Source organism: Pseudoalteromonas agarivorans, assembly GCF_024518735.1.
Classification (GTDB): Bacteria; Pseudomonadota; Gammaproteobacteria; order Enterobacterales; family Alteromonadaceae; genus Pseudoalteromonas; species Pseudoalteromonas atlantica.
This window is the reverse complement of record NZ_JANIGJ010000002.1, coordinates 364844-381736: the sequence shown is the minus strand read 5'-3', so window position 1 is coordinate 381736 and position 16893 is coordinate 364844. Positions and strand designations below refer to the sequence as shown.

At 43.0% G+C, this 16893-nt stretch carries 14 protein-coding genes; 8 read left to right on the top strand and 6 right to left on the bottom strand.

Translation table 11 applies throughout. From position 1 onward, the window contains the following. From NQT65_RS06090 to ettA, 5 genes are all read right to left on the bottom strand, one after another. Positions 1 to 666 (bottom strand): hypothetical protein, encoded by a 666-nt coding sequence (locus NQT65_RS06090; RefSeq protein ID WP_256850717.1) that lies wholly within the window; start codon positions 664 to 666, stop codon positions 1 to 3. 110 nt (positions 667 to 776) lie between these two features. Beyond that, positions 777 to 1268 (bottom strand): TlpA family protein disulfide reductase, encoded by a 492-nt coding sequence (locus NQT65_RS06085; RefSeq protein WP_256850716.1) that lies wholly within the window; start codon positions 1266 to 1268, stop codon positions 777 to 779. A 58-nt stretch (positions 1269 to 1326) separates the two neighbouring features. Then, positions 1327 to 2235 carry a histone deacetylase family protein gene (locus NQT65_RS06080; RefSeq protein WP_256850715.1) on the bottom strand — a complete coding sequence of 303 codons (909 nt, stop codon included), beginning with the start codon at positions 2233 to 2235 and terminating at the stop codon, positions 1327 to 1329. Between the two features lie 62 nt (positions 2236 to 2297). After that, complete coding sequence (locus tag NQT65_RS06075; protein WP_024034284.1) at positions 2298 to 2654, bottom strand: PilZ domain-containing protein; 357 nt, start codon at positions 2652 to 2654, stop codon at positions 2298 to 2300. A 119-nt stretch (positions 2655 to 2773) separates the two neighbouring features. Beyond that, on the bottom strand, positions 2774 to 4447 hold the full coding sequence (gene ettA, locus NQT65_RS06070) for an energy-dependent translational throttle protein EttA (protein WP_055252958.1): 1674 nt from the start codon (positions 4445 to 4447) through the stop codon (positions 2774 to 2776). A 234-nt stretch (positions 4448 to 4681) separates the two neighbouring features. Between ettA and metA the strand changes: the two genes are divergently transcribed. The 7 genes from metA (at position 4682) to NQT65_RS06035 (ending at position 13873) form a co-directional block, all read left to right on the top strand. Continuing rightward, positions 4682 to 5629: a homoserine O-acetyltransferase MetA gene (gene metA / locus NQT65_RS06065; protein WP_256850714.1), complete on the top strand. Its 948-nt coding sequence runs from the start codon at positions 4682 to 4684 to the stop codon at positions 5627 to 5629. Further along, positions 5619 to 6692 carry a homocysteine S-methyltransferase family protein gene (locus NQT65_RS06060; RefSeq protein ID WP_004587432.1) on the top strand — a complete coding sequence of 358 codons (1074 nt, stop codon included), beginning with the start codon at positions 5619 to 5621 and terminating at the stop codon, positions 6690 to 6692. Before metA ends, NQT65_RS06060 begins: the two co-directional genes overlap by 11 nt. Positions 6693 to 6700: 8 nt before the next feature. Further along, positions 6701 to 9331, top strand: a complete 2631-nt coding sequence (metH, locus tag NQT65_RS06055; RefSeq protein WP_256845612.1) for a methionine synthase — start codon at positions 6701 to 6703, stop codon at positions 9329 to 9331. 208 nt (positions 9332 to 9539) lie between these two features. Further along, positions 9540 to 10166, top strand: a complete 627-nt coding sequence (locus NQT65_RS06050) for a DUF2971 domain-containing protein (protein ID WP_256845611.1) — start codon at positions 9540 to 9542, stop codon at positions 10164 to 10166. A gap of 10 nt (positions 10167 to 10176) precedes the next feature. Further along, complete coding sequence (locus tag NQT65_RS06045; protein WP_256845610.1) at positions 10177 to 10932, top strand: hypothetical protein; 756 nt, start codon at positions 10177 to 10179, stop codon at positions 10930 to 10932. 185 nt (positions 10933 to 11117) lie between these two features. After that, entirely contained in the window at positions 11118 to 11615 is a 498-nt protein-coding gene (locus NQT65_RS06040) for a (2Fe-2S)-binding protein (protein ID WP_024034278.1), read from the top strand. Further along, entirely contained in the window at positions 11612 to 13873 is a 2262-nt protein-coding gene (locus NQT65_RS06035; RefSeq protein WP_256850713.1) for a xanthine dehydrogenase family protein molybdopterin-binding subunit, read from the top strand. The genes NQT65_RS06040 and NQT65_RS06035 overlap by 4 nt, the downstream gene beginning before the upstream one ends. Positions 13874 to 13939: 66 nt before the next feature. Here the strand turns inward: NQT65_RS06035 and NQT65_RS06030 are convergent, their stop codons facing one another. Further along, positions 13940 to 14137: a CsbD family protein gene (locus tag NQT65_RS06030; protein WP_002958133.1), complete on the bottom strand. Its 198-nt coding sequence runs from the start codon at positions 14135 to 14137 to the stop codon at positions 13940 to 13942. A 272-nt stretch (positions 14138 to 14409) separates the two neighbouring features. Here NQT65_RS06030 and hrpB point away from each other — a divergent pair, with 272 nt between their 5' ends. Next, positions 14410 to 16836 (top strand): ATP-dependent helicase HrpB, encoded by a 2427-nt coding sequence (gene hrpB / locus NQT65_RS06025; RefSeq protein WP_256850712.1) that lies wholly within the window; start codon positions 14410 to 14412, stop codon positions 16834 to 16836. Positions 16837 to 16893: the final 57 nt, after the last annotated feature.

Below are 16893 nucleotides of genomic sequence, written 5' to 3'. Positions count from 1 at the left end.
CTATTTATTTAAACTTTCTGCTTCGTAAAACAAAGGTTTTAGGGTGCCGCAGTTTATAAATTTATACGTTAACTCATTCTGGCTAGGAAGGAGGGTTGAGGTTCTAAACTTTTGCATACAGGCATTTACCAAATCTACAAAAATTAAGTGGCTGAAACTAGGTGCTTGGCTAATTTTATGTATGTAAATTCGCTCTGTGCTACCTAGGTCTATCATGTCGTATTCTTGCCACTGGCTAGCTTTAGCTAAATCTTTTAATTGGCGAGCATATAGCTGCTTACTCATTTCTATTGTTCTGTTTGTGTAAATTAGGCTGCCTGCTTTTTTGTAATTGCCTTTGTACACATCTGCGGTAATGGTTATTTCTTCACCGCGCATTAAGCGTTGAATATTAAATGGTTTGGGCTTTAGCGTTATAAGCTCTGCGTTGCGTACAACATCTAAAAAAGCCACATCGGGGTTTTTAATCCTATACACCACTTGTACATCGTGCGGTAATTTATAGCCGGGTAAGTTAAACGCATAAATTCCTGAACCTTTATTCACCAGTACTATTGCATGCTCAGCCTTGTATTTAGGGTTGAGCGGGGGCAATTCTGCAGCCTCTTCCTCAGCAAAAGCGTATCCACTTATAGTAATGATCAACAAAGTAAGAAGTAAACGCATAATAATCTCAATTAATTTATGAGCTTAAATTGTAGTATATAGTGCGCTAAGCTGGTGATTTATTGTTAGGCTAAGTAAGCCTATTTACTAATTAAGATGTATTTATGCGCTTAGTTGCTCACTTCGTGTAATAAAGTCCTAGCATATACGTGTAGGTTTTCGTCTTCAGGGTTTGAAGTGTTCGTCAAATAAATTATACGCCCAGCTTTATTAATAAATAGGGTAGTGGGTGTGCCTCTTATTCCTAACTGTTTTGCTATGGCATCGGCTTTAATAGCTGTTTTAAATGTGTAGCCTCTATCACTTATTACTTTAGCGGAGGTGGCATCGTCGTTTTCTTCAAAGCTTACCGCAATGACCTTTAAGCCTTTATGTTTTATTTTCTCAAGTGCTGGTTGCAGCTTTTTACAATATGGGCACCACGTAGCCCAAAAATGTAAAACGTAAGGCTGGCCTAATAAATCTTGTGTGTGAACGGACGAACCATCAGCCATGTTTAACGTTATTGCAGGCAATAGTGGTAATGAGTCATTAGCGAGTAGCTGTGCAGAGCTTATAAAACTTAATAAAATTAATGTAATGGCGGTAATTAGTTTTCTCATGGTTCGTTCTTATTATTTTTAATATTAATAAGAACGTGAATTAAGTTATTTCATTTCATTAAAAACCCGCAGCCTGCTCAATTACTATTGCATGGCGCTGCGCTAAACGCGTATGGTCTCTGTCGTAGCCGCCACCAATAACACTGGCAATAGCGGTGTTATGTTCAAGGCAGCGCTTAAACACTAAATGGTCACGCTGTTTAATGCCGTCCCAGCTTATATCTAGTTTGCCTAAGCCATCGTCTTGCCAAATATCTACACCCGCATCGTATAGGACTAAATCGGGGTTGAGTTCTTTTAGTAAAAACTGCAGCGTATCATCCACAACGCCTAAGTATTCTGCGTCTTGCATATTGTTAGCAAGGCCTATGTCTAAATCGCTGGAGGATTTTCTAAACGGGAAGTTTTTTTCGCAGTGTATAGAGCATGTATACGCATACGGTTGATGCGCAAGCATTGCAGCTGTGCCATCGCCTTGGTGTACGTCTAAATCAAAAATGAGCACGTTGGTCACTTCACCGCTTTGTATTAATGTTTGCGCGGTAAAGGCTAAGTCGTTCACCATACAAAAACCTGAGCCAAAATCAGTGTGTGCATGGTGCGTACCACCTGCTAAATGACAGGCTAAGCCATGCTTTAATGCTAAGCGTGCAGTTTGTAACGTGCCTTGTGGGGCGGTGAATGTGCGGTCCATTAGCGGTTGCGACCAAGGTAAGCCAATGCGGCGCATGGCTTTTTCGTCTAGACGGTTATGCCATAAATCGTGAATGTAGTTTTCGCAGTGTACCAGTTCAAGTGGTTCAGGGGAGCCCAAAATAGGCTCTACTAAATTATTACCTGCAATGCCTAAACCTTTAACCTGCTCATATAAATGAGCAAATTTACTCATTACAAATCGGTGCTTAGGGTCAAAGCTAAACGAATAATTACTGTGATAGACCAAAGGTAAGTGAGGGTTTAGGCGCATAACCGTATCAATAATAAAGTTTGCGCTATGGTAATAAACTTAACTAAGGGAGTCTATTGCCGCTATTCAATCAATGAAGCAAGCTCGCGATGAAGTAATTGTTCATCGGCTAAATTAAGTTCAACTAACCGTTTTAAATAGGTAATGCTGTTTATATCTATATGGTGGCAATTAAGGCCGATGTGTTGATCTTCTATGTGGCAAATAAACACCTCCATTTTTATTTCTATATCGCTTTGTGGCAAGGTAAAGCGCAAGGTGGCTTCGCTATTTTTTGTGCCACTAAACGCCGCGCATTTAGTAATGAGTGCGCCATGTAAAGATACATCGAGTAATTTGCATGGGTAGCTCTCTCCTGCAAATTCTAATTGCGCCGCGGTTGAAAAAAGAATACGCGAGAACTGACGTCGATTTTCCATAAAACGAGTTGCCTTTATTGTAATATTTAAATCAAGCATAGCGGGAAATAACCCATAGCGATAAAAAATGGCATAAAAAAACCCCGCATAAATGCAGGGTTTGTTATATCAGTTAACAATTAACCAATTTTTTTGTACTTAATACGCTTAGGTTGTGCAGCTTCTGCGCCTAAGGTCTTTTTAAGCCACTCTTCGTATTCAGTGTAGTTACCATCGAAGAAGTTAATTTGGCCTTCGTCGCGGTAATCTAAAATGTGTGTTGCAATACGGTCGAGGAACCAACGGTCATGCGATATACACATTACACAGCCTGGGAACTCTAAAATAGCGTTCTCAAGGGCGCGAAGTGTTTCAACATCAAGGTCATTGGTTGGCTCATCTAGTAGTACTACGTTACCACCCGCTTTTAAAAGCTTAGCAAGGTGTAAACGGTTGCGCTCACCACCTGATAAGTCTTTTACAAACTTTTGCTGATCGTTACCTTTAAAGTTAAAGCGGCTAACGTATGCACGGCTTGGGAACTCAAAGTTACCAATTTTTAGCACGTCTTGCCCGTCAGATATTTCTTCAAATACAGTTTTGCTTTCGTCCATATTGCCACGGAACTGATCAACCGTTGCAAGCTCTACAGTTTCACCTACGCTAATGCTGCCGCTATCTGGTTGCTCTTCGCCGCTTAGCATTTTAAATAGGGTTGATTTACCCGCGCCATTGGCACCAATAATGCCCACAATCGCGCCTTTTGGCATACTAAAGCTTAAATCGTCGATTAAAACGCGGTCGCCAAAACTCTTACGTAAGTTATTAACTTCAAGTACTTGGTCGCCTAAACGCGGGCCAGGTGGAATAAATAGCTCGTTAGTTTCGTTACGCTTTTGGTAATCAGACTGCTGTAGCTCACTAAACTGCGCCATACGCGCTTTAGACTTAGCTTGGCGACCTTTAGGGTTTGAACGTACCCACTCAAGTTCTTGAGCAATTGATTTTTGACGTGCTTTTTCAGATTTTTGCTCTTGTTGTAAGCGCGCATCTTTTTGCTCAAGCCAAGAAGAGTAGTTACCTTCCCACGGAATACCTTCACCACGGTCAAGCTCTAGTATCCAGCCAGCTACATTATCAAGGAAGTAACGGTCATGCGTTACCGCCACAACAGTGCCTTCGTAATCATGTAAGAAGCGCTCAAGCCAAGCAACCGACTCAGCATCTAAGTGGTTAGTAGGCTCATCGAGAATAAGCATATCTGGTTTTTCGAGTAATAAACGACAAATAGCAACACGGCGGCGCTCACCACCTGAAAGGTGCTCAATTTTAGCATCCCATTCAGGTAAACGAAGTGCATCAGCAGCGCGCTCTAAAACGTTATCGATGTTGTGGCCATCGTGCGCTTGAATGATTGCTTCAAGCTCACCTTGCTCTTTTGCTAGGGCGTCAAAGTCAGCGTCTTCCATTGCGTACTCGTTGTACACTTCGTCAAGGCGATTAAGGGCATGTTTTACTTCGCCAACAGCTTCTTCAACTATTTCGCGTACTGTTTTGCTTTCGTCCAGCACTGGCTCTTGCGGTAAGTAACCAATTTTAGTACCAGGTTGAGGGCGAGCTTCACCTTCAAAGTCTTGATCAACACCGGCCATAATGCGAAGTAATGTAGATTTACCAGCACCATTTAAACCTAGCACACCAATTTTAGCGCCAGGGAAAAAGTGCAACGAAATATCTTTTAAAATTGTGCGCTTAGGTGGCACAACTTTAGATACTCGACTCATCGAGAATATAAACTTATCAGGTAAAACCATGGAGGAAAGCCTTCAAATAATAATAAAAATTTCAATGTTGTATTGTAGTGGCTCACGGGTGAAACAGTCAACGAATGGCGGGTTTTAAAGCGCTAATGGCTGCAGGTTGATAAAGTATAAAATCATGAATAAATTTCATTTAGACATCTATACATCTAGAGGTTGATATTTTTAGCATACTGTTCATAATGAGAGCGTATAAATTCTCGGTTTTTATGAGTAGGAGTAAAAAATATGCCAATTACAGTGAAAGACGAGCTACCGGCTATTGCCCGTTTACGTGAAGAAAACGTGTTTGTAATGCCAAAAAGTCGCGCAAAAACGCAAGAAATTCGTCCTATGCGTTTGGCTATTTTAAATTTAATGCCTAATAAAGTAGAAACCGAAGTGCAGTTTATTCGTTTGCTTGCCAATTCTCCTTTGCAAGTAAATGTAGAGCTATTACGCCTAGATACGCATCGCAGCAGTAGCAACTCAGAAGAGCACCTAGATACCTTTTATCGTTATTTTTCAGAAGTGAAAGACAATAACTACGATGCGTTAATTGTTACCGGCGCGCCACTAGCACACCTTGAATACGACGATGTTGCGTACTGGGATGAGCTAAAAGTGATTATTGATTGGGCAGAGCAGCACGTTACCTCTACGCTGTTTTCGTGCTGGGCGGCGCATGCGGCGTTGTATCATCGTTACAATTTAAAACGCGATTTAAAAGAAGATAAACTTTGTGGTGTGTTTACTCACCAGTGTTACTTTGATCACGGGGCACTTACTCGTGGCTTCGACGACACCTTTTTAGTGCCGCACTCACGTTATGGCCACATAGATATAAATAAAATAAATGCCTGCGACGATATAGTCGTGCTGGCAGGCTCTGAAAAAGTAGGCGCTTACTTAATGAAAAATAAGTCGGGCAGCCAAGTGTTTATAACCGGCCACCCAGAATATGATGCCGACACACTAAAAGCAGAGTACGAACGCGATTTACAAAAAAGCCCTGATGCGCCAAAACCCGAAAACTATTTTCCAGATAACGATGCAAACAAAAAGCCGTCAAAAACGTGGCAAAGCCATGCTTTTTTGCTGTTTTCGAACTGGTTAAATTACTACGTGTACCAAACGACCCCTTATGATATTAATTTAGTTAGCCAAGATGTGAGGACTAACAACTATGCAGAATAACGTGCAAAACAATAATAAACACAGCGAATTAAGCGCTGCATTAAAAGAGCGTATTTTAATTTTAGATGGCGCCATGGGCACCATGATCCAAACTCACAAGCTTGAAGAAGAAGACTACCGAGGCGAGCGCTTTAAAGACTGGCACGTACTAATTAAAGGCAATAACGATTTATTAAGCCTTACAAAACCTGAGTTAATAACCAATATACACCGCAGCTTTTTAGCCGCCGGTGCAGACATTATTGAAACCAATACCTTTAACTCAACCACCATTTCGATGGAAGATTACGACATGGCAAGCATAAGCCGTGAAGTAAACCTAGAGTCGGCAAAACTCGCACGCGCAATATGTGACGAGTTCACCGCTAAAAACCCAGAAAAACCACGCTACGTAGCCGGTGTGTTAGGGCCAACCTCTAAAACCTGCTCAATTTCGCCAGATGTAAACGACCCAGGCTATCGTAATATTACCTTTGATAAGCTGGTTACTGCGTATGTTGAGTCTACCCTTGCACTAATGGAAGGCGGCGCCGATTTAATACTTATCGAAACCATATTCGACACCCTAAATGCAAAAGCGGCCTCATTCGCAGTAGAAGAAGCGTTTGAGCAAGCAGGGCGTACATTACCCGTAATGATCTCGGGCACAATTACCGATGCCTCAGGGCGTACGCTTTCGGGGCAAACCACCGAAGCATTTTATAACTCTATTCGCCATATCAAGCCGCTTTCTATAGGCCTTAACTGTGCCCTTGGCCCCGATTTACTTCGCCAATACGTAGAGGAGCTTTCGCGCGTATGCGAAACATTTACCTCAGTACACCCAAATGCCGGTTTACCAAATGAGTTTGGTGAGTACGACCTAGAAGCAGAGGACATGGCGAAAGAGATTATAGATTGGGGTAAATCGGGCTTTATAAATATTGTTGGTGGTTGCTGCGGCACCACGCCTGCGCATATTCGTGCGTTTGCCAAAGGGCTTGAAGGGGTAAAGCCTCGCGCGTTGCCAGAGCTTGATGTTCGTATGCGTTTATCAGGCCTTGAAGCCTGTAACTTAAACTAGGAGCCAACATGACCCAGCAAATTGCAGTATTTACCAATGTTGGCGAGCGTACCAACGTAACCGGCTCTGCCATGTTTAAACGCTTAATCATGGAAGAAGACTATGAAGCAGCGCTTACCGTTGCCCGCGAGCAAGTAGAAAACGGCGCCCAAGTTATTGATATAAACATGGACGAAGCCATGTTGGACTCAAAAGCGGCCATGGTTAAGTTTTTAAACTTAATTGCCTCAGAGCCCGATATTTCTAAAGTGCCCATTATGGTCGACTCCTCTAAATGGGAAGTAATAGAAGCAGGCCTTAAATGTATTCAAGGCAAGGCTATTGTTAATTCAATATCGCTTAAAGAAGGGGAGGAGCCGTTTAAACGCCAAGCTAAAATTATTAAACGTTTCGGCGCTGCCGCTGTTGTAATGGCGTTTGATACCGACGGCCAAGCCGACACCGCAGACCGCAAATACGAAATATGTGAACGCAGCTACAAAATATTAGTCGAAGAGATAGGTTTTCCGCCGGAAGATATAATATTCGACCCCAATATATTTGCCGTAGCCACCGGAATAGAAGAGCACGACAACTACGCCGTAGAATTTATTGAAGGTACACGCCGCATTAAACAAAACTTACCACACTGTAAAGTGTCGGGCGGGGTGTCTAATGTCTCGTTTTCGTTTAGGGGTAATAACCCCGTACGTGAAGCCATTCACTCGGTGTTTTTATACCACGCGATAAAAGCGGGTATGGATATGGGTATTGTAAACGCAGGCCAGCTTGCCGTTTACGACGACATCCCCGAGAAACTTCGTAAAGCCGTAGAAGATGTAATCCTTAACACCGACCCCGGTGCAGGTGAGCGCTTAGTAGAAATAGCCCCTAAGTTTTCGGGTATGGCACAAGCCGAACGCGTAGAAGATTTAGAGTGGCGCACATGGCCTGTTGAAAAACGCCTAGAGCACGCCCTTGTAAAAGGCATAACCACCTTTATAGATGAAGACACAGAAGAGTGCCGCGCAGCTGCCGATAAACCTATTCACGTAATTGAAGGGCCATTAATGGATGGCATGAACGTGGTAGGGGATTTATTTGGTGCAGGTAAAATGTTTTTACCGCAAGTTGTTAAATCGGCCCGTGTGATGAAACGCGCAGTGGCCTACCTAGACCCATACATAGAAGCCGAAAAAGAAGAAGGCGCCACTAACGGTAAAGTGGTTATGGCCACCGTAAAAGGCGACGTGCACGACATAGGTAAAAACATTGTAGGCGTAGTACTGCAATGTAATAACTACGAAGTAATCGACTTAGGCGTAATGGTACCTGCCGAAAAAATACTGCAAACCGCGATTGACGAAAAAGCCGACATAATCGGCCTTTCGGGTTTAATTACCCCATCGCTTGATGAAATGGTACACGTAGCCAAAGAAATGACCCGCAGAGGTTTTGAGCTCCCACTTATGATTGGCGGCGCAACGACCTCTAAAGCGCATACTGCCGTTAAAATTGAACCGCAGTACGACAAAGGCGTAGTGTATGTAAATAACGCCAGCCGTGCGGTGGGCGTGGTATCAAGCTTATTATCTAAAGAGCTAAAACCGGCCTTTTTAGAAAAAACTAAAGCCGAGTACGAAAAAGTACGCGAGCAGCAAGCGCGCAAAAAGCCACGTTCAAAACCCGTTACCATACAGCGTGCCCGAGATAACGCAGCCAAGCTTGATTGGGATAACTACACGCCACCGGTGCCTAAAAAGCTGGGCGTGACCGAATTTAAAAATGTATCAATCGCCACGTTACGTAAATACATAGATTGGACCCCGTACTTTATGACGTGGTCAATCGCTGGTAAATACCCACGCATAATGGACGATGAAGTCGTTGGCGAGCAAGCACGTAGCTTATTTAAAGACGCTAACGACATGCTCGACGACCTTGAAAAGTCAGGTGCTTTGCAACCTTTAGGTGTAATTGGTTTATTCCCTGCAAACCGTGTGGGTGATGACATAGAAATTTACACCGACGAAACCCGCAAAGAGCTGTTAACTACCTCATGCCATTTACGCCAGCAAACCGAAAAAACCGACTTTGCTAACTATTGTTTAGCCGACTACATTGCGCCAAAAGGCACACCTGATTACTTTGGCGCGTTTGCAGTAACGGGCGGTTTAGAAGAAGACGACCTAGCCGACGCGTTCGATGCCAAGCAAGACGACTACAATAAAATAATGGTAAAAGCCGTTGCCGACAGGCTCGCAGAAGCCTTTGCCGAATACCTGCACGAACAAGTGCGCAAAGAGTATTGGGGTTACGCAGCCGATGAAAACTTAAGTAACGATGAGCTAATTCGCGAAAACTACCAAGGTATTCGCCCAGCGCCGGGTTACCCAGCGTGCCCAGAGCACACCGAGAAAAAGAAAATTTGGCAGTTACTCGATACCGAAAAACGCATTGGCATGCAGCTCACCAGCTCATACGCCATGTGGCCAGGGGCTGCGGTTTCGGGCTGGTATTTCTCACACCCAGAGGCAAAATATTATGCCGTAGCCGCTGTGCAAAAGGATCAGGTAGAAGATTACGCCAAGCGAACTAATATGACGCTCGCAGAGGCTGAACGTTGGCTATCGCCTAATTTGGGGTATGAGCCAGAGTAAAAGAGCAGCGGTCAGTTTTTAGCTGTCAGCTATCAGTAAAACAAAAACGAGCCAAATTAGGCTCGTTTTTTTATATTAAAGAAAAGAAGTAAAAATTGGTTCATATGTATTCAGTGTTTATTTAGTATAAGTAGTAATGAAAAGCTGAGTAACTTGATTTTTACTCAGGAAAATATTCTTTTCTAAAAATAATAGGATTATAGATTAAATGAAGCTTTATCATTACATGGATGAGGTGTTTGGCTTAAAAAATTTATCAAATAGGAGGATTAAGGCTTCAACTTTTGACAATTTGAATGACCCTTTTGAGTTATTAGGTATCGAAACTAGCACACCTTATATACGTGCAAGCTTAAATAGGATGAAACTAGGTGTTTCAAGAGAATTTGGAATATTGTGCTTTAGTAAAATTTGGTCTAACCCTGTTCAGTGGGCTCATTATGCTAATAACCACAAGGGCATATGTGTGGAACTTGAGCTATCTAATAAAGAGGATGCTCAAGAAGTAAAATATTATTCTGAAAGATTTAAAAGTAATTTAATAGATGATCAAAGCTTCCCACTAAAGTTATTACTTTCTAAATTCAAACATTGGGAATATGAAAAAGAATATAGAACAATTCGGGACCTTAATAACTTTGAAAAAGAAAATGGTCTTTATTTTCAGCCATTCAATGAGGACATGAAACTATCTAAAATAATTATTGGATGCCAATCGAAGTTAACTAGAAGCGAGCTAGAGAAGTCCCTCTGCATTCAGGATAGAGGTGTTGAAATTATATATGCTAGAGCTGCTTTCAAGTCATTTAAGATTGTTAAGTATCAGAATAAATAAAGGACTATTAATGAAGTATCTAAATTACATATTGCTTTGCCTATCCCTATTTTTCACATCGAACACATTTGCGCTTGAGCAGAAGTATCACGAGAGTGTTTTACCTGTTATTGCTGCTTTTAAAACGCAGGATAAAACTGCGATTGCTGCGCATATTCGCTACCCTCTAAAAAGGCAATATCCATTGCCCGACATTAAAAATGAAGCTGAGTTTGTTAACCGCTTTGATGAAGTGTTTGACGAGGAGCTTGTTACTATTATTGGCAGCTCTAATATTAATACCGATTGGGATAGCGTAGGTTGGCGCGGCATTATGCTAAATAACGGCGTGATGTGGCTAGATACTGACGGTAAAATTATCGGTATAAATAGCCACACAGCTAAAGAGCAGGCATTTGCTATACGCTTAATTGAACAAGACAAGCAATCACTTCATTCAAGTATTAATACATTTGAAGAGCCAGTGCTTGATTGGAAAACGGCTAGCTACCATATTCGCGTTGATGATTTAGGTGATAGAAATTACCGTTATGTAGTGTGGAGTATTGATAAAAATACTATCGATAAGCCTGATCTGGTTTTATCTAACGGTGATATTACCTTTGAGGGTAGCGGCGGCAATCACCACTATACGTTTATAAACGGACGCTATAGTTACATATTACACGTTACTATTATTGGCTGCGATACATCGCCACCTGGTTGGCTTGAAGTATATAAAAATGATGAGCAGCTATTAAATGAGCCAGTTATAAGTACTAAGTAGAATCAGTAAACCCTTCTTATCTCTATCCAATAAAGCTGCCACTTAATAACAGCTATAGGTTGGCGTTTCGCCGATAAAAATTTCAATAAACCAATTCTAAGTGGTAGGCTAAAAAAGTAGCAATTATTCAAACCGTTCTCGCGCAACAAGGCATTCCTTTAAAGCGCTTTGCCAAGGAGTTAAATATGATCACGCTTACCGTTAATGGTAATAAACATGAGTTTACAGGCGATCCCTCAACGCCGGTGCTTTGGTATCTTCGAGATGAATTAAATTTAACCGGGCCTAAATTTGGCTGTGGTATGGCGCAGTGTGGTGCGTGCACCATACACATTGATGGCGTAGCGCAGCGCTCGTGCATATTACCTGTATCGGCTGTGGCAGGGCGTGCTATTACTTCTATTGAAGGGTTAAGCGAGCAAGGCGATCACCCAGTGCAAAAAGCCTGGGTTGAGCATAAAGTGCCGCAATGTGGATTTTGTCAGTGCGGGCAAATAATGCAAGCGGCAAGCTTATTAGCCGCTAACCCCAACCCCACTGATGATGAAATAGTGAGTAATATGTCGGGCAATATTTGTCGTTGTGGCACGTATCCGCGTATTCATAAAGCGATTAAGTCGGCGGCTAAAACCATTGCGGGCGTTGAATATTTTGACCCAAATGAACAAGGGGAAGAAGTATGAAAAACGACAATACGTACTTTGACCTAAACCGTCGCCAATTTTTAAAAACCAGCGTAATAGGCGCATTAGTATTAGGCACTTATTTTGTAGGCAGTGCACCAAAAGCGTTTGCAGGCGTGTTAGAGCAGCCCTCTGAGCAAGCAAAACGTGCTAACTTATTTATAGCGCTGCGCCCCGATGGCATGGTTGAAATAACCTGTCATCGCTCTGAAATGGGCCAGCAAATCCGTACAGCCATTGCCCAAATTGTGGCAGACGAAATGGAAGCCGCGTGGGATAAAGTCGTCGTTATTCAAGGTAAGGGCGACCCTAAATATGGGGATCAAAATACCGATGGCTCGCGCAGTATTCGCTACAACATGCAGCGCCTACGCGAAATGGGCGCAAGTGTACGCTACATGATGCAGCATGCAGCTGCTAAATATTGGAACGTTGAGCCGCAAACCTGTACAGCTAATCAGCACGTGGTTACCCACAGCTCAGGAAAAACGCTTACTTATAAAGATTTAATTGATCTCGCGCTTGGCATTACCCCGCCAGAGCCTGGCAAGTTAACACTTAAAACACGTAAAGAATGGCGTTATATAAATACCGGTATGGCGCATATAGATTTAACCGATTTAGTAACCGGTAAAGCCACATTTGCTGCTGATGTTCGCGAGCCAAAAGCGCTGGTGGCTATTATTGAGCGCCCGCCGGTAGTAGGTGGTGTGGTTAAATCGTTTGATGCCAGCGCCGCTAAAGCAATTAATGGCGTAGTTGATGTTATTGAAATGCCTGTACCAAAAGGTGCGCCGCAATTTCAGCCAAAAGGCGGCATTGCTATTGTTGCTAAAAATACCTGGGCAGCATGGCAGGCGCGTAAAGCACTAAAAGTGGTGTGGGATGATGGTAAAAACGGCGATTATAATTCAGTGAACTTTAAAAAGTCGTTATTACAAACAGTGAGTGAGCCGCAAACGCATGTACGCGAAAAAGGCGATGTAGCTAGCGTACTGGCTAAATCGAGCAATAAGTTAGTAGCCGACTATTACGCGCCGCACTTGGCTCAAGCACCTATGGAGCCACCTTGCGCCACTGCAATGTACAATAAAGACAGGGTAGATATTTGGGCTGCAACGCAAAACCCGCAAGCTGATATGAAAACCGTAGCTGCGTTACTGGGTATGGACGAGAGCCAAATTAACGTGCATGTCACCATGTTAGGTGGCGGTTTTGGGCGTAAATCAAAACCTGATTTTTCAGCAGAAGCTGCCTACATTTCAATGAAAGTAGGGCAACCTATTCGCGTACAATGGACGCGAGAGGATGATATTCAGCACAGTTTTTATCATGCGGTATCGGCTCAACATATTGAAGCTTCACTCAATAAAAAAGGTAATATTGAGGCTTACTTACATCGTACGGCGTTTTCGCCAATTATGTCAACGTTTCAAGAAGGGGCAACGTCGCCAGCAGGTTTTGAGCTGCGCTTAGGCTTTACCGATAACCCTATAAACTCACCTAACTTAAAGCTAGAAAACGGCGAAGCACCCGCTAAAACAAGAGTGGGCTGGATGCGCTCGGTATCAAATATTTTTCATGCTTTTGCTATTCAGTCATTTATTGCTGAAGCGGCGCACAAAGCAGGGCGCGACCAAAAAGACTATTTACTCGAAACCATAGGCCCTGATCGCATTTTAGATGTAACCGAGCAAAATGCGTCTTACGATAACTATGGCGCCGATAAAGACGTTTACCCATTAGATATTGGTAAATTACGCCATGTTATTGAAAAGGTGGCTGAGATAAGTAAATGGGGCCGAAAGCTGCCAAAAGGTCGCGGATTAGGTATTGCAGCACACCGCAGCTTTTTAACCTATGTGGCAACGGTGGTTGAGGTAGAAGTATCGGATGCTGGTGATTTAAACGTGATTAAATCGTGGGTCGCTATTGATGCAGGTACGGTTGTAAACACCGATACCGTTAAAAACCAAACCCAAGGTGGCTCTATTTACGGTATTACCACTGCAATTAGCGACGGTATTACCTTTGATAAAGGCCGCGTGCAGCAAAGTAACTTTCATGATTATCGCGTACCGCGTATGAGCGACTCACCACTAGAGGTAGAAGTAGAAATAATACAAAGCGATGCACCACCAGCAGGTGTAGGCGAGCCCGCAACACCGGTTTACGCCCCTGCATTGTGTAACGCTATTTTTGCCGCTTGTGGTAAACGCATTAGGAAACTGCCTATAGGTAATCAATTAAAAGCGTAAATAACGTCCTTTTTTAGCCGTTAAACAAAAAAACCGCCAAATGGCGGTTTTTTTAGAAGTTAGCGATTAGTGAGTTTTTTCAAACTCATCTACTTCACGCTCTGCTTCTTCTTTAGATTTACCGTACTGTTGCTGGATTTTACCCACTAGCTCTGTACGGCTACCTTCAATTTTGTCTAAATCGTCGTCAGTAAGATCGCCCCATTTTTGTTGCGCCTTACCTTTAAGTTCGTTCCAATTACCTTTCATACGATCGCTGTTCATAAGTATCTCCTTACTTAGTTTTAAATAACGTTCAGTATAAAAGGAGCAAAGCGTGTACCAACCAGTCAAATTTTTATTTTGTGTTTATAATCATTAATTTATATATTTAAGCGAGGCGTTACTTTTATTGCAGCGCGTATGTTCTTAAAAAATGTACAGAGCGGTCTGTAATTATTTCTGATTATGGATACGCGTAAACTCATCTGCTTTTGCGGCGCGTTTATTTTTGGTTTTTGTTACAATGCACACAAAGCAATTTTGGGTAAATAGCAGTGCTGCCGGTTCAAAACATATATCAACAACTTCTAACTACATTACAAAGTAACCCCATAACGTTATTACAAGCACCGCCTGGTGCGGGTAAATCAACCTGGTTGCCGCTACAGCTTATGCGCGACGGCCATTTTAAACGTATTGTAATGCTTGAGCCACGCCGCTTAGCTGCACGTAATATTGCCAATTACTTAGCACAGTGCCAAAACGAAAAAGTGGGGCAGAGTGTTGGTTTGCGAGTACGTGGTGAAAGCAAAGTAGGTAGTAATACGCGCCTTGAAATAGTCACCGAGGGCATGCTTACCCGCATGCTACAAAATGACCCCGAATTAAGCGATATAGATTTACTGATATTTGATGAATTTCATGAACGTTCAATTGCGGCCGACACTTCACTGGCCTTTGCTTTAGAGACCCAAAGTGCGCTGCGCGACGATTTAACCATACTACTTATGTCGGCCACCCTTGATACCGAGCGCTATACGCAGTTTTTTGATTGCCCGGTTATACAATCAAGCGGGCGTAGTTACCCCATTGACGAAGTATATATACCAATAAAAGATGAGAGCCGCTGGTTAGATGCTATTCCCTCTTTAATAAAACAAGCACTAAACGAGCAAAGCGGTAGTGCGTTGGTGTTTTTGCCTGGGCAATTTGAAATAGTACGCGTACAACAGGCCCTTAATGATTTACCAAGTAACTGCTTAGTTGCCACATTATTTGGCGAGCAAGATAAAGCCAATCAGCAAGCGGCGATTGCCCCTGCGCCTAAAGGTATGCGCAAAATAGTGCTTACCACCAATGTAGCCGAAACCAGTTTAACCATTGAAGGCATTCGCATTGTTATTGATAGCGGCAAACGCCGCGCCGCAACGTTTAACTTAAAAACTGGCGTAACTGAGCTTACAACACAAAGTATATCGCGCTCCTCTGCTGTGCAGCGAGCGGGGCGTGCAGGGCGAATAGAGCCAGGGGTTGTTTACAGGCTTGGCTCTAAACAAACATTTGAGCGACGTAATAGCCACGATAGCCCAGAAATACTCACCTCAGACATAAGCCAACTTATGCTGGAGGCAAAACAGTGGGGCGCAAATATCAGCGAACTCACCTTGCTTGATACGCCAACAGCGCAGCAATGCACGCAAGCGGTAAACTTACTAACCATGCTTGAAGCCATCGACTCCAAAGGCAAGTTAACCAAATTGGGCAGCAACATGCTGGGTTTTGGGGCGGATATTCGCTTAGCGCATATGCTTTTAAAAGCGCAAGCGCTTGAGGCTGAACTACCTGGTATTTACCGTTTAGCAGTTTATTTAGTGGCGCTGTTTGAGAGCCGAATAAACAGCGCCAACGAGCTAAGCTTGGCGCTACATAGCCAACAACAAAGGCCACACCCAGTATTTAAGCAGCAGTTAAAATACTGGCAAAGCCGTTTAAAAGTAACCGACAGTAACAGCGAGCTAAACACCGAGTATTTAGGTTTGCTGGTGGCATTAGCTTACCCCGATCGCATTGCAAAAAAACGCGGCAATGGCTACTTACTTGCCAATGGTGCGGGCGCTGATTTAAACACCGATTACTGGCATAACGATGACTACCTTGCTATTGCAAGCATGGGCGGCCATAAAGGCACGCGTATTTTTGCAGCCACCGCACTTAGCCCATTTGAGCTACAAGATTACTTACCGCATTTGTTTACTACGCTTACCCGCTGTGAGTTTGATGAAAAAACCGCGCGGTTTATCCATCAAGATGAAGTAAAGCTCGGCGCCATTACCCTTACAAGCCAACCAAGTAAGCAAAAGCTTGATAAAACCGAGCGCGCCAAAGCGTGGCTTAATTTATTTACCAAACATGGTTTTGCATTATTTAATGAACAACCCGATGCGCAGCAATTATTAATACGCATGAGTTTAGCCAGTCAGTTTATGCCAGATACGTTCCCGGCAATAAGCGAGCAGCAACTTATCGAAACAGCTGATGATTGGTTAGGCGTATATTTACAGGATATAAAAACGCTGGAGCAGCTTAAAAAGTTTAACTACTTTGAAGCACTGCAAAATTGTTTTGACTGGACACAGCAAACAGCCCTAAAAACACTGTTACCGCTTAGGTTAACGGTACCAAGTGGCTCAAATATAAAAATTAATTACCAGCTAGATGGCCCCGCAAAACTTAGCGTGCGCATGCAAGAAGTGTATGGTTTAACAAGTACGCCAATGCTTGCAAATGGCAAGCTGCCTCTGCTGATGGAATTACTCTCGCCAGGTAAGCGTTCATTACAGCTTACGCAAGATCTTGCGCACTTTTGGGCTAGTAGTTATCGCGATGTACAAAAAGAAATGAAAGGACGTTACCCCAAGCATTTTTGGCCCGACGATCCAGCCAACAGCGTGGCAACCAATAGAGTAAAAAGCAAAATGTAGGTTTATTAACTTAAAAATATTTGTTTTATTTTTGAGCATATGAATATAGTGTACCTA

Coding starts and splice junctions, on each gene's coding strand:
- NQT65_RS06090 (WP_256850717.1), bottom strand. CDS start 666: ATGCGTTTACTTCTTACTTTGTTGATCATTACTATAAGTGGATACGCT.
- NQT65_RS06085 (WP_256850716.1), bottom strand. CDS start 1,268: ATGAGAAAACTAATTACCGCCATTACATTAATTTTATTAAGTTTTATA.
- NQT65_RS06080 (WP_256850715.1), bottom strand. CDS start 2,235: ATGCGCCTAAACCCTCACTTACCTTTGGTCTATCACAGTAATTATTCG.
- NQT65_RS06075 (WP_024034284.1), bottom strand. CDS start 2,654: ATGGAAAATCGACGTCAGTTCTCGCGTATTCTTTTTTCAACCGCGGCG.
- ettA (WP_055252958.1), bottom strand. CDS start 4,447: ATGGTTTTACCTGATAAGTTTATATTCTCGATGAGTCGAGTATCTAAA.
- metA (WP_256850714.1), top strand. CDS start 4,682: ATGCCAATTACAGTGAAAGACGAGCTACCGGCTATTGCCCGTTTACGT.
- NQT65_RS06060 (WP_004587432.1), top strand. CDS start 5,619: ATGCAGAATAACGTGCAAAACAATAATAAACACAGCGAATTAAGCGCT.
- metH (WP_256845612.1), top strand. CDS start 6,701: ATGACCCAGCAAATTGCAGTATTTACCAATGTTGGCGAGCGTACCAAC.
- NQT65_RS06050 (WP_256845611.1), top strand. CDS start 9,540: ATGAAGCTTTATCATTACATGGATGAGGTGTTTGGCTTAAAAAATTTA.
- NQT65_RS06045 (WP_256845610.1), top strand. CDS start 10,177: ATGAAGTATCTAAATTACATATTGCTTTGCCTATCCCTATTTTTCACA.
- NQT65_RS06040 (WP_024034278.1), top strand. CDS start 11,118: ATGATCACGCTTACCGTTAATGGTAATAAACATGAGTTTACAGGCGAT.
- NQT65_RS06035 (WP_256850713.1), top strand. CDS start 11,612: ATGAAAAACGACAATACGTACTTTGACCTAAACCGTCGCCAATTTTTA.
- NQT65_RS06030 (WP_002958133.1), bottom strand. CDS start 14,137: ATGAACAGCGATCGTATGAAAGGTAATTGGAACGAACTTAAAGGTAAG.